Source organism: Campylobacter sp. CFSAN093227 (assembly GCF_012897855.1).
GTDB classification, from domain to species: domain Bacteria; phylum Campylobacterota; class Campylobacteria; order Campylobacterales; family Campylobacteraceae; genus Campylobacter_D; species Campylobacter_D jejuni.
The window spans coordinates 809,332-822,145 of record NZ_CP040610.1 but is presented as its reverse complement, the minus strand read 5'-3'; the positions used below and the strand labels follow the sequence as shown (position 1 = coordinate 822,145).

Annotated in this window: 15 protein-coding genes; 1 reads left to right on the top strand and 14 read right to left on the bottom strand. The window is 30.7% G+C overall.

What is annotated here, in order from left to right:
• Window positions 1-2: 2 nt before the first annotated feature.
• Complete coding sequence (locus FBF06_RS04450; protein WP_168977554.1) at window positions 3-881, bottom strand: DUF234 domain-containing protein; 879 nt, start codon at window positions 879-881, stop codon at window positions 3-5.
• Window positions 882-916: 35 nt separating this feature from the next.
• On the opposite strand from FBF06_RS04450, the gene FBF06_RS04445 reads away from it, so the two are divergent.
• Window positions 917-2,191 carry an aminotransferase class V-fold PLP-dependent enzyme gene (locus FBF06_RS04445; protein ID WP_079460386.1) on the top strand — a complete coding sequence of 425 codons (1,275 nt, stop codon included), beginning with the start codon at window positions 917-919 and terminating at the stop codon, window positions 2,189-2,191.
• Here the strand turns inward: FBF06_RS04445 and purU are convergent.
• The 13 genes from purU to peb2 all read right to left on the bottom strand — a co-directional run bounded on the left by purU (window position 2,188) and on the right by peb2 (window position 12,789).
• Window positions 2,188-3,012 carry a formyltetrahydrofolate deformylase gene (gene purU, locus FBF06_RS04440; RefSeq protein WP_002859821.1) on the bottom strand — a complete coding sequence of 275 codons (825 nt, stop codon included), beginning with the start codon at window positions 3,010-3,012 and terminating at the stop codon, window positions 2,188-2,190. The two genes, FBF06_RS04445 and purU, sit on opposite strands and share 4 nt — an antisense overlap.
• Complete coding sequence (locus tag FBF06_RS04435) at window positions 3,009-4,127, bottom strand: CCA tRNA nucleotidyltransferase (protein ID WP_168977553.1); 1,119 nt, start codon at window positions 4,125-4,127, stop codon at window positions 3,009-3,011. Before FBF06_RS04435 ends, purU begins: the two co-directional genes overlap by 4 nt.
• Window positions 4,096-4,587 (bottom strand): hypothetical protein, encoded by a 492-nt coding sequence (locus FBF06_RS04430; protein WP_002856776.1) that lies wholly within the window; start codon window positions 4,585-4,587, stop codon window positions 4,096-4,098. Before FBF06_RS04430 ends, FBF06_RS04435 begins: the two co-directional genes overlap by 32 nt.
• The gene (locus FBF06_RS04425; RefSeq protein WP_002859818.1) at window positions 4,584-4,832 is read right to left on the bottom strand and encodes a tetratricopeptide repeat protein; all 249 of its coding nucleotides are present in this window, start codon (window positions 4,830-4,832) and stop codon (window positions 4,584-4,586) included. Before FBF06_RS04425 ends, FBF06_RS04430 begins: the two co-directional genes overlap by 4 nt.
• Before the next feature lie 78 nt (window positions 4,833-4,910).
• The gene (gene tatA2 / locus FBF06_RS04420) at window positions 4,911-5,084 is read right to left on the bottom strand and encodes a Sec-independent protein translocase subunit TatA2 (RefSeq protein ID WP_002859817.1); all 174 of its coding nucleotides are present in this window, start codon (window positions 5,082-5,084) and stop codon (window positions 4,911-4,913) included.
• A 9-nt stretch (window positions 5,085-5,093) separates the two neighbouring features.
• A complete protein-coding gene (locus FBF06_RS04415) occupies window positions 5,094-5,432 on the bottom strand; it encodes a chaperone NapD (RefSeq protein ID WP_002867967.1) in 339 nt (112 codons plus the stop codon).
• Window positions 5,425-6,339, bottom strand: a complete 915-nt coding sequence (locus tag FBF06_RS04410; RefSeq protein WP_002859815.1) for a WD40 repeat domain-containing protein — start codon at window positions 6,337-6,339, stop codon at window positions 5,425-5,427. Before FBF06_RS04410 ends, FBF06_RS04415 begins: the two co-directional genes overlap by 8 nt.
• Before the next feature lie 4 nt (window positions 6,340-6,343).
• Window positions 6,344-6,868, bottom strand: a complete 525-nt coding sequence (locus FBF06_RS04405; protein ID WP_010891887.1) for a nitrate reductase cytochrome c-type subunit — start codon at window positions 6,866-6,868, stop codon at window positions 6,344-6,346.
• Window positions 6,865-7,647 (bottom strand): quinol dehydrogenase ferredoxin subunit NapH, encoded by a 783-nt coding sequence (gene napH, locus FBF06_RS04400; RefSeq protein ID WP_074470854.1) that lies wholly within the window; start codon window positions 7,645-7,647, stop codon window positions 6,865-6,867. The genes FBF06_RS04405 and napH overlap by 4 nt, the downstream gene beginning before the upstream one ends.
• On the bottom strand, window positions 7,644-8,384 hold the full coding sequence (gene napG / locus FBF06_RS04395; RefSeq protein WP_002866909.1) for a ferredoxin-type protein NapG: 741 nt from the start codon (window positions 8,382-8,384) through the stop codon (window positions 7,644-7,646). The genes napH and napG overlap by 4 nt, the downstream gene beginning before the upstream one ends.
• A 17-nt stretch (window positions 8,385-8,401) precedes the next feature.
• Window positions 8,402-11,176 (bottom strand): periplasmic nitrate reductase subunit alpha, encoded by a 2,775-nt coding sequence (napA, locus tag FBF06_RS04390; RefSeq protein ID WP_168977552.1) that lies wholly within the window; start codon window positions 11,174-11,176, stop codon window positions 8,402-8,404.
• A 246-nt stretch (window positions 11,177-11,422) separates the two neighbouring features.
• Window positions 11,423-11,950, bottom strand: a complete 528-nt coding sequence (gene tpx / locus FBF06_RS04385; RefSeq protein WP_002856712.1) for a thiol peroxidase — start codon at window positions 11,948-11,950, stop codon at window positions 11,423-11,425.
• A 98-nt stretch (window positions 11,951-12,048) separates the two neighbouring features.
• A complete protein-coding gene (gene peb2 / locus FBF06_RS04380; RefSeq protein WP_002867970.1) occupies window positions 12,049-12,789 on the bottom strand; it encodes an AcfC family adhesin PEB2 in 741 nt (246 codons plus the stop codon).
• Between the last annotated feature and the right edge of the window lie 25 nt (window positions 12,790-12,814).

The window sequence follows — 12,814 nt, the reverse complement described above, 5'->3', positions numbered from 1 at the left end:
TATCATTCCTCTAATAAAATCTTAAAATCATTCAAATCAAGTAAAAGCAAATTCTGTTCGCATATTTTATCAAATTCCTTGCTAAAACCATTTTTTGAGATTATAATGTAATAATTTGGAGCCAAATTTAAAGACTTTGCTTTTGATTTTAAAAGATTTAAAATATTTTTACAAATTTTTTTATTTTTAAATTTAACTTCTCCGACAAAACACAAATTTTCATCTCGATAATAAAGATCAAGTTCTAAATTCTTATCCCAGTAACTTTGCACTCCATTGATATTGAATTTTTTCTCAAGCAATTCTCTAGAAAGCTGTTCAAAACAAAAACTTTGATAAAGTTCAAATTTTTCTTTAATGCATTCTAAAACTTCTTTATAACGATTTTGCAAAATAAGCTTTTCATTGGGCTTTAAAAAATAAAAAAAGAAACGAGTAAATTGGTTGCTAAATATAATCTTATCTTGGACAACATAAGATCTTAGTTCTTTTTTGATTTTTTGTCTTTTATCTTTTATTTTTTTAGCTTCCTTACTATACTCAAGTTTTATTATACCTGTTTCTAAAAGATATTTAAGTGTAGATAAAGCTTTAAAATGCTGAATTTTTCTATTGATAGAAAAACGCTTGCGATTGTTTTTAGCTAGTAAAGTAAGAGCGTAAGAACTTGTTTCATCCAAGGCGAAATAACTTTTAATTTTTAGATAATCATCAAGCAAAATTCGCTCTATATTTGTAAACACATCGTCTTCAAAATTTAAAATGTTTAATTTTTCAAAACCTTCAAACGCACTATAAAAATCAAAAAGCTTACTTAAAGACAAATTCTTATGCAAATCTACAAAGTTCTTAAATTTTATATTTTTCCTTTTATAAAGCATTTTTATAGTATAATTTTAGCAAATTTTTATAAGGATTGTATTTGCAAATTTCAGATTTAAAAAAAGAATTGATCTTAAAAAAAGGTATTTTGCATTTTGACTTCACAGCAAGTGCTTTAGCTCTAAAATGTGTAGAAAAAGAAATTTCAAAAATTCTCCCAACCTATGCAAACACACATTCTGATAGCTCTTTGAATTCTTTTAAAACTCAACAAATTTACGAACAAGCAAGAAAAGATATAAAAAAAAGTTTATCATTAGATGAAAATTTTGCCCTTATAGCTTGCGGAACAGGATCAAGTAGTGCTATTAAAAAATTTCAAGAATTGATCGGCATTTACATTCCTCCTCTTGTAAAAGAAAGATATTTTACGCAAATTGATAAAAATACCTTACCTTTAGTTATCGTAGGGCCTTATGAGCATCATTCTAATGAACTTTCATTTCGAGAAGGCTTGTGTGAATGTATTAGAATTCCCTTGGATAAAAATGGAGAAATTGATTTTGATTTTCTAGAAAAAACTTTACAAAAAAACAAAAAAAGAAAAATAATCGCTAGCTTTTCTTTAGCTTCAAATGTTACTGGGATATTAAGTGATTATAAACGCATTTCTGAAATGGTTCGTAAATTTAAAGGGATAGTTGCTTTTGATGCATCTAGTTTCATTCCCTATAAAAACATATCTTGTCAATACTATGATGCGTTGTTTATAAGTTCTCATAAATTAATCGGTGGTATTGGTGGTTCTGGACTTTTAGCCATCAAAAAAGATCTTTGCGGAAACAAGCCTAGCTTTGCAGCAGGTGGAACTGTGGGCTATGTTTCTCGCACTTCACAATGCTACCTTTGCAATGAAGAAGCTTTAGAAGAAGGAGGAACACCTGGAATTTTACAACTCATTCGCGCTAGCTTAGCTTTTAAAATCAAAGATTCTATAGGGGTTAAAAATATAGAAAAAAAAGAAGAAATTTTAAAAGATTATTTTTTTGAAAAACTAAAAACTATACCTAATTTAATTTTATACGCAAAGAATTTAAAAACCCGATTGCCTATTTTTGCTTTCAATATCAAAGGAATTTCTCCTTTTGATATCGCTTACGAACTTAGTAAAAAATACCACATAGAAACACGCGCTGGATGTGCTTGTGCTGGGCCTTATGGTCATGATTTGCTAGGCTTAAAAGATAATCAAAAACTTAAAACAAAACCAGGTTGGTTAAGAATAAGCTTGCATTATACGCATGAAAAAGAGGATATTGATTATTTTTTTAATGCTTTAAATAAAACTATAATAAAATTATCACATTAAAATATTATAGTTTTATTATTATATATAAAAATTCTATCTTCAAAAGCCAAATCAAGTGCTTTTGAAAGAACATCTTTTTCTATATTTCTACCTGCTTGCTGCATATCTTGCCAAGTAAATTCATGGTTTACAGGCGAAACAGCTTGAGTGATAATAGGACCTTCATCAAGATTATTATTTACAAAATGTGCCGTAGCTCCAATTATTTTAACCCCTCTTTCAAAGGCTTGTTTATAAGGATTTGCTCCTATAAATGCAGGTAAAAAAGAATGGTGAATATTTATAATCTTGCCTTCAAAATGCCTAACAAAATCAGGAGATAAAATTCGCATATATTTTGCTAAAACCAAATAATCAAATTTATATTGTTCAAGACATTTTAAAATCTGATTTTCTTGCTCTTTACGATCTAAATTTTCAGCGCTGATAAAATGATAAGGAATTTCAAATTTCTCAACTAAATCCTTTAAAGAGTTGTGATTTGAAATCACAGCTTTGATATTTGCTTCAAGTTCGTTACTATAATGCTTTATTAGCAAATCTCCCAAACAATGACTTTCTTTAGTAGCAAAAACAACAATATCTTTTTTTCTCTTCTCGCAAAGCTCTATCAAGGCTTCTTGTCCAAGCATAGCCTCAAGCGTTCCTATAAAAGCTTCTTTATCAAACTCACCTTCTAAAAGAGCACGAAAAAAAAACATTCCTTCGCCTACAAATTCATCGTTTTTTACTATATTGATATGATATTTAAAAATAACATCAGAAATTCTATAGATTAAACCTTTTTGATCTTTGGTGCAAATTTTTAATACAGAAATCATTTAGCTAAACCTTTTATATATTCTTTTAATTCATTCTCTCTTGCTTCTTGAAGCTTTAAACCAAGAATTTTACCACAAAATCCAGCATTTATGAAATCTTTTGCTAAAATTTTACTTTCAAACTTATTCTCATAAAGCCCTAATCTTTTAGCTTGCTCAATACGCTTTTTACTCCAAAGTCCAAGCCATTCCTTCAAAGGCATTTCAAAAGCAATTTTTACTAGCTCAAAATCACTTATATCATCAAGATAAAAAGCTTGATTTGCGTATTTTAGGTATTCTTTTTTAAGTTTGGTTCTTTTAAAAAATATATCTTTTTCTAAATTAAAAAAATTCAAATACAAATACAAGAATAAAGCATCGCTTTTTACAAATTCTCTACTTTGTCTGAGCAAATTTTGAAATTCCAAACTCTTAAAAATACTCTCAAAGCCGAAAATCTGTTTTTCTAAGTCAAGTTCTTGCAAATATCTATAGCCGACATCAAGTCTAGGACTTTTAAAGAATTTATAAAGCTCCGCATTGATTCTATCTTTGCTAAGATCAGTTATATCCATACTTTGCATCAATTTCAAGCTTTCGCTAGTTATCTTAAAGTTAAACCTTGAAGCAAATACTACTGCTCTTAATACTCTTAAACTATCCTCTTGAAAGCTTTGTTTATTAATATGCCTTAAAAAGCCTGCTCCTAGATCTTTTAATCCTCCATAAAAATCTAAAAACTCATCGTTAAAAAGATTAATCATCATAGAATTTATGGTAAAATCGCGTCTTTTGGCGCCAAGTTTTTCATCATTACAAATTTGAACTTCAAAACCTTTATGTCCATAGCTTATTTTATTTTCGGTTCTAGCAAGAGCTAAATCATAATTTTTAAACTTATACACAAAAAAACTTTTTCCAAAGCCTTGTGCGCCCAATTTTTGCATAATCTTTTCAAAATCTTTAGGTTTTATATCATAAAGCTCTATATCATAGTCACAAATTTTTAAGCCTAAAAACAAATCCCTAACGCTACCTCCAACCAAATACGCTCGTTTGGTATAAGGCTTTAAAAACTCAGCAATAAACTGTAAATCGGGATTATTTTTTAAGCTTATCTTCGATATTTGCAAGTAAAAACTCTAAAAAATTTATGGTCAAGTTTAACCTATTTTCAAGATCATCTTTTTTTATGCTATTTAAACCTTCAAAAAGAACTAAAATTCTCTCTCTAAGATGTTTTAAAAAAATATCCTCATTAAGCGTTTGAACCTCTGTCATAACACTAGGATTTAAAATTTCACTTTGTAAAAAAGGCTCTTCTTTTTTAAACTCTTTATTTTCCTGAGTAGAAATTTCAATATTATTTTGTATTTTTTGCTCTTCTTCAAATTTTGCCATAGAAATTTTATCTTCTAAGTCTTGCGGAGTATCAAGCTCTTCGCATACAAACTCCATAGGTGGTAATTCATCTTTTATTTCAGTTTTTCTATTTAATTCTTGTTCTTTTAAAATTTCATTTTGTCTTCTTTGCTCTTCCATGATAGAGCTAACTTCGCTAATGGTTTTTTTAGCTAAATCTTCCAAATTCATATTTTTATCAACCACCTTTTAAATTCATTAATTTCTTCATCGCTTTTCATATTAATAAAAAAATCCAACATTTGAGTGTTTAAGTCTTTATGCTTGGATCTAAAACCACTAAGACGACGAACCGCATCGATAGCGTTTTGATTATCCGGATCTTCTTTTAAGATATTTTTATAAATTTCTAAAGCTTCGTCTTTTAACCCTTGAGCCTCATAGATAGAAGCTTCAGTGACTGTATTTTTCATCACTGTTTCCTAAAATTTTTCTTTAATTCTAGCAAAAAGCTTTTTAATTTATCTTTAAGAAAATAAGATGTTTTTTAATGTCTATTTTGTTTTAAACAGTTTTTCTATATATTCTTTTTTTTCTTTCTCTAAACTAGAATTTAATTCTTTTTGTTCTTTTTTAACTTGCGCTTTTAAATCTTGATTTTTAAAATACACATAATCAATTCCAAAAATAACACCAATTATAATAAGCAATGGGATTAAAAATACCATCTTTACACTTTAAGAAAATTGATTAAATACACTACCATAGTAGCGAATATTCTCAGCATTTTCATTTTTTTCTATCGTTTCTATTGCGCCGCTATTGATTGCTTTTTGGATATCATCATTTAAATCTTGATAAGAAAAAACCATATTAATACTGATAATATTTGGCAATTTCTCAAGCATTTTATAAGAGTTTAACTCATCTTCTAAATTTTCACTTTCAATCACAACTATAATCTTTTCATTTTCACAAAGTTCTACAGAACAAAAAGGAATTTCAGATATAGCCTTTTTTAAATCATTTATATATTCTTCTTTTGCTAAAATCAAAACACTAGAAAGATTATTCATCAATACTCCTAAACATTATACTATCACCAAAGCCTGAAACGATAAAATCTTTATTGTTTAAAAAAATAATAAACTCACTCATCAAATTTTCATTATTAAAAGTTTTAACAGGCTTAAAATCACTTGTGCTAAAAACTTCACTAACTCCAGCTTCATTATCGCTATAAACAGCGAATTCTCCACTAGGACTTAAAGCACAAGTATATATCAAAAAATCTTTTTGCAAAAAATTTTGCTCTTCATTTTTTACAACTCCTATACGCCTATCCGTTCCACAACTTAAAATAACATTATTTTTAAAATCTACTTGATAGATATTATCTTTATGCATTTTATCATAGTTTTTTAACATCTTCCAATTTTTCAAATCAAAAAGTTCTACTTCGCCACTCTCAAAACCTGCAACTAGTCTACTCTTATCTTCATTTAAAACTGCATCATTAAGACTAGAATGGGAAAAATTAAATTTTTTTATATTTTTTAAACTTTTATCAATTAATTCTATTTCAGAACCAATAGAAATCAAAAGATAAGTGTTTTCATTGATAAAAAATGCTTTTATTATGCTATTTTCTTCGAGCTTTTTGATTTGTAAATTTTCCTTATAAAAACTTAAATTTTTAGCACCAAAATCACCCTCGCTAAGTATTAAAAGTGTATGTTTAAAAACATCAATGTTATAAATCTTAGCAAAATCATCACCATAATAATTTTTAATCTTTGGTAAAGATAAAAGTTCTTTTAAACTTTTATCTTTAATGTTATATTGTAAAATTTCACCTTTATCAGTGCCTATATATAAGTTTTGCTTATCAAGCTTTAAAGCTGTTATATTAGCATTTAATTTCAGCTCATAAGCATAAGACAAAACACAAAAAAGACTCAAAATAAAAAGAAATTTTTTCATTTATTTACTTTACACCCTCATTAATCACATCAATTAAATTTGAACGACTTTTTAATTGTTCATTTTTAAATTCAGGTTTAAAGCTATTTCCCACTAAAGGTTTTGCATCACTTTGTGGAACATGACACTGAGTGCAATTAAAACGACTATCACTAATCATATCTCCTGTGGTTTTATTGTGTCTAAAATCATAATAATGACTAGCAGGAAGTGGAGTTGCACCAGCATCTGCTGCTATAGCCTTATCATGGCAGCTTAAGCACATATTGTTATCTTTAGTTATAGGTAACAAATCTTCAATAGCATGCGGAATTAATGGTGGTGCATTTTCATAAGAACGCTCAAAACGAGTAGATTCCCCAGGTTGTAAAGTTGTGAAATTTGCTTCCACTAAATTTACTTTATTTTCATTTTCTAAACTTGCTTTTCTAAGTCCAATTTGTTCCGAACTTACCCCACTATTCATTGCACAAGCGGCAAAAAATACCACTGCAGCACTTCCTAATAAAACCAATTTCTTCTTCATTATTTATTCCTTAAATCAAAAATATTAAAATTCAAAGCATCATCATTACAAACTTCTATACATCTTGCACACCTTATACACTCTCCTGATTTCACGCTAGTACTTTCTTTTCCAACCATCCACAAAACCTGTTTTTCAGGACAAATACGGATACATTCATAACATTTAGTGCATTTATCACTATCATGCTTTATTTTAAGCAAAGCAAAACGAGAAATAAAAGCATAAAAAGCTCCTAGTGGACAAAAATGTGAACAAATTGCCCTAGGACTTAAAAAAGTATCGATACAAAAAAGTATAAAGGCTACAAAAATCCAAGAACTTGTAGCAAAAATAATCCCTCTATGTATCATTCCTATATAAGAAAAACTTTCAAACACAGGCAATGAAAATACAAAAGAAAGGACTAAAACCAAGACCAATACAAAATAGCGTAAATTTTTAGGCAAAATTAAAAATTTATTATTAAGGGTTAATTTATTTCGCACAAAAGCAGCAAAATCTGTGATTAAATTAACAGGACAAACCCAAGAGCAAAAAACCCTTCCTAAAAGCAAACCATAGATAAAAAATATAATCAAAGCTCCTATTAAAGCCACTAAATCTATACTCCAGCTTGCTAGAATGATTTGCAAAACCGCAAAAGGATCGCTTAAAGGTATGGTATTAAAAAGTCTAGAAGAACTTAAATTTCCCTGCAAGATAAAATCTGTAGCTTTAAAACTAAAAAGCGCTAAAATTCCAAGCTGAACGATGCGTCTAGCAATTAAATACTTCATCACAGTTCTCCATCATTTAAATAATTGGTTGCTTTTTTAGCATCAAAATGTTTTGAAGTATCTGCATTTTTTATACGACCTTCATCTTTTTCATCCCAGCCTTTTACATAATGAGATCCTGCTTTTCCCAATACATACTCCCTTGGCAAAACACGAATGGCCGGTTTTTCAGTAATACAAGCCAGTTCACAAAGCCCACAACCTACACACACTTCATGATCCACACTAGGTAGTAAAAAAGCATGTTTGGCGGTGCGTTCATTGCGTTTAAGCTCAAGTTTTAAAGCCCTATCTATCAAAGGACAAGCTCTATAACAAGCATCACATTGAATTCCCCAGTGTGCCACACAAGAAGCACTATCAACAATAGCAATACCCATTTTCAAAGATTCTATACCCTGCTCTAAATGCTTTTTATCTAAAGCATCAGTTGGACATTCTCTAATGCAAGGAATATCCTTACAAAGATAGCAAGGAATTTCTCTTGCCTTAAAAAAAGGCGTGCCATTTTTTGGACTATCTAACAAGCTAGCAAGCTTTAAAGTATCATAAGGACAGGCTTTTACACAAAGCCCACAACGAATACATTTGCTTAAAAATCTAGCTTCATCTTCAGCCCCAGGAGGACGCAAAGCATAATTATCATCGGCTTTTAAAGCCAAATTAGCCAAAAATCCACCTCCTGTACATAAACATGCAGCCTTAAAGGCACTAACGAAAAATTCTCTTCTACCTTTCATTTAATCAAAACCCTAAATTAAGCCTTATAAATTTTTACAGCACATTTTTTAAAGTCAGTTTGTTTTGAAAGCGGACAAGTCGCATCCAAAGTAACCTTATTGATATATACATTCTCATCAAACCACGGCACATACACAAGTCCTACAGGCGGTTTGTTTCTTCCGCGCATATCTACTCTTGCTTTTACTTTACCGCGACGAGATTCCACCCAAACCAAATCACCTTGATTTAAGCCTAATTTCTCTCCATCTTTCTCACTCATATAGCAAAGTGCTTCAGGCACAGCGCGATAAAGCTCAGGCACACGCATAGTCATAGTTCCACTATGCCAATGCTCTAAAACCCTTCCTGTTGCAAGCCAGAATGAATACTCTTTACTTGGTCTTTCAGGTGCTTTCATAAATGGCCTAAAGAAAATTTTAGCCTTATTTTTAATACTGTGCTCTTTTTCATCTTTAGGAGCTATTAAATCCCCATTTGTAAGCATTTTGTTAAAATCACCATAAAAAGCAAAATCTGAATTTGGAGCCGCTTTTTTAGCATAATAATCAAATTTAGTATTAAATCTCCACTGTGTTTCCTTGCCATTAACCACAGGCCATCTTAAACCCCTTACTTTATGATAGGTATCAAAATCCGCTAAATCATGTCCGTGTCCTAAGCCAAATTTACGATATTCTTCCCAAAGATATTTTTGAACGAAAAAGCCATAGCCTGTAAATTCTTTTCCATCACTGCCTTGAATTTTTCTCTCATCACCTTTAACATCGGTATTATCAAAGCCTTTTGCGATGGCATCGTTTGGATTAAAGCTTTTTGCTTCTTTATTGGCAAATAGTACATCAAAAAGTGTATCATCTTCGCTATAACCCATAGCTTTTGCCTCTTCTAAAACACTTGGCAAGGTAAGCTTATTATCCACTTTTTGCTCTTTCCAAACTTCTTTAAGCTTAAAGCGTTTTGCAAATTCTAAAATTTGCCAAGTATCACTCATGGCAGCACCTACAGGTAAGACTTGTTGTTTCCAATGTTGAGTTCTTCTTTCAGCATTACCATAAGCACCCCATTTTTCATAAATCATAGCGCTTGGTAAAATAAGATCAGCTACTTTTGCTGAAATTCCAGGATAACAATCACTTACAACAATAAAATTATCCATTTCTCTTGCTGCTGCAATCCAGTGATTTGCATTTGCAGTGTTTTGCCATGGATTATTCACTTGCACCCATGCAAATTTAATTTTTCCATCTTCTAAATCTCTCATGATATTAAGATAAGGAGAACCTGGTTTTGGGTTGATAGTCTTTGCAGGAACTTTCCAAATTTTTTCAGAAATTTCTCTGTGTTTTGGATTGGCTACAACCATATCTGCAGGCAAACGATGTGAGAAAGTTCCTACTTCCCTAGCTGTTCCACAGGCACTTGGCTGTCCTGTTAAAGAAAAGGCTCCACTACCTGGTTTAGCTTGCTTTCCTAGCAAAAAATGTACCATATAAGCTTGTTCATTTACCCAAGAACCTCTTGTGTGTTGATTAAAGCCCATAGTCCAAAAACTTACGACTTTGCGATTTTTCTCTATGTAAAGATTAGCTAATTCTTGAAGTTTTTTCTTAAAATCTTCCAAAGACTCATTATCATCACCTTTGGCTACTCTTGCAGTGTATTCTAAAGTATAAGGGGCTAAACCTTTTTTAAATTCGTCAAAAGAAATTTCCCAGTTTTTATCAGCCACACCTTGATGTTTCATTTCAAATTTATCACCCGCTTTAACGCCAAGATAAGATAAAGAAGTAGCCTCTTCATCGTCTAAAGTGATTACATTTTCTTTTTCAACCGTATCTTTTTCACTTTCTTTAAATTTTGGATGATTTGGATTATTTCTCATACCATAACCAATATCAGCATAACCAGTTGCAAATACGCAGTGATCTTTGATAAATTTCATATCCAGAGCCTCTGGATGATTATAAACAATCTCTCTTGCTATGTAGTTCCAAATAGCCAAATCTGTATTTGGTTTAAAAATAATTTCAATATCAGCAATATTTGAAGTACGGTTAGAAAAAGTGCTTAGATTCACAACTTTAACCTTATCAAGATTGCTTAGTTTTCTATCACTTACTCTTGACCAAAGGATTGGGTGCATTTCAGCCATATTAGCTCCCCAAGTGATAATAGTATCTGTAAGCTCTATATCATCATAACAGCCTGATGGCTCATCTACACCAAAAGTTTGCATAAAACCAACCACTGCAGAGGCCATACAATGTCTTGCATTTGGATCGATATTATTTGTTCTAAAACCCGCTTTTGCAAGCTTTAAAGCAGCATAACCTTCTTGGATAGTGTATTGCCCACTACCAAAAATCCCTATACCTGTAACGCCGAGTTCATTGTAGGCTTTTTTAAATTGTTTTTCCATTTCATCAAAGGCTCTTTGCCAAGAAACTTGTTGAAATTTGCCTTTTTTATCAAATTCGCCTTTTTCATTCATGCGAAGCAAAGGCATAACAAGACGATCTTCACCATACATGATCTTAGCATTAAAATAACCTTTGATACAATTAAGTCCGCGATTTACGGGTGCTGCAGGATCACCTTTTGTTGCTACGATTTTGCCATCTTTTCTAGCTATCATAATTCCACAGCCAGTTCCACAAAATCTACAAACAGCTTTATCCCATTTCCAATCTTCTTCTTGCGCGCCAAGCATAGAGCTTGGAACACTAAGCCCTGCAACACTAGCAGCACTTGCAATAGCGGTATTTTTAATAAAATCCCTTCTATTCATCCTTATTCCTCCAAAATAAAAAAATCATCTTATTATAAAAAATGAAGTATAAAAATCTCTTGAAATTTTAATAAAAATAATAATTTTAAAGCTCTATTTTATAGGAGTTTTATTGTCCTTTTTATATTATTCTTACACAAAATAAATATTAAAAATAATCAACTTAACAATTAAAATATAATCAACTTAAAATAATAAAAAAATGAAGATATAAAAATTAAGCCCTAAGAATGGGCTTAATCAAAATTAATGGCAACCACAACCACCGCAGCAGCTAGAACCACCAAAAAATGCATCAAGTTTTGCAATATCTGGCATTTCTGTGATTTCATTTACAAGTTCTTTATATGCCACTTTACCCTCTTTAATCACAAATACGGCACGAGCTAAAAGCCCTTCTAAAGCACCTTCATTTATCAAAACACCATATTTTTCACCAAATTCTTTTGCCACAAAATCACTTGCAACACTTAAATTTTCAATACCTTCTGTACTGCAAAATCTTCCCATAGCAAAAGGTAAGTCCATACTTACTACAATCACTTCAGCACCATTGTAACTGGCTACTTTTTTATTAAATTCTCTAGCCTCTGTAGCACAAACTGGTGTATCTAAGCTTGGAACACTTAAAATGATTTGAGTTTTACCCGCTGCACCGATTTCAATCACGCTTAAATCTTTAGCTTTAAGATTTACCTTAGGAGCATCTGCTCCAACTTCTACTGAATTTCCTTTAAGTTTTACAGGATTTCCTTTAAAATTTACTGTACTCATTTAATTTCCTTTTTTGATATTTTAAACATTATTGCAATTAATGTTTTAGGAGTGATTATATCCTATAAATATTAATTATTTTTTAATTTCACTCAAAATTATTTTACTTCTTTCCAAGTATATTTTTTCCACACTTTTTGAGCTTCCTTACTCTTAATAAAATCTACAAATTCTAAAGCTTTTTTATTTTCTAAACCTTTTTTTGTAGGAGCAATTTCAGCTGCACGATAAATCACTGCATTTTTATCTTTGATAAATAAAGCTTTATCATCGCCTAAAGCCTTTGCCCAATGAGACCAAATGATTAAAGCATCAATATTTGGATTGTTATTCCACTCATCTACAGCAGCTTTGGAATTTTTAGCATAAATTTTTATATTTTTACGTAATTTTACCAAATTTTCTCTTTTTGCACTTTTTAAAGCCATATCTTCATAAAGTCCAACTTGTCCTGCGCCATCAACCACCATAACATTTATGTCATCTTTTAAAATGTCTTCAAAATTTTTAATATTTTTTGGATTATTTGGACGCACGATAATACCTGATGGACGCACATTTAAAACGCTTAAATTTTCCAAACTTAAACTTGGAATTTTTTTAGCAAAATCATCCATCATTGAAGTATTGCCTGAAAAAATCAAATCTGCATTTTCTTTTGCTTTGTCTATCCAAGCTGGAGTTGGACCTGCGGTTACAATCACCTTTTCTTTTGTTTTTTCTTCAAATTTTAAAGCAAGCTCTTTTAGCACAGGAGCGGGACCGCCTGGACCATAAACTAAAATTTCAGCATTTAAAAAACTTGCTGCTGCTAAACTTAAAATTAATATTTTTTTCATAAAATAAACCTTTCTTTATAATAAT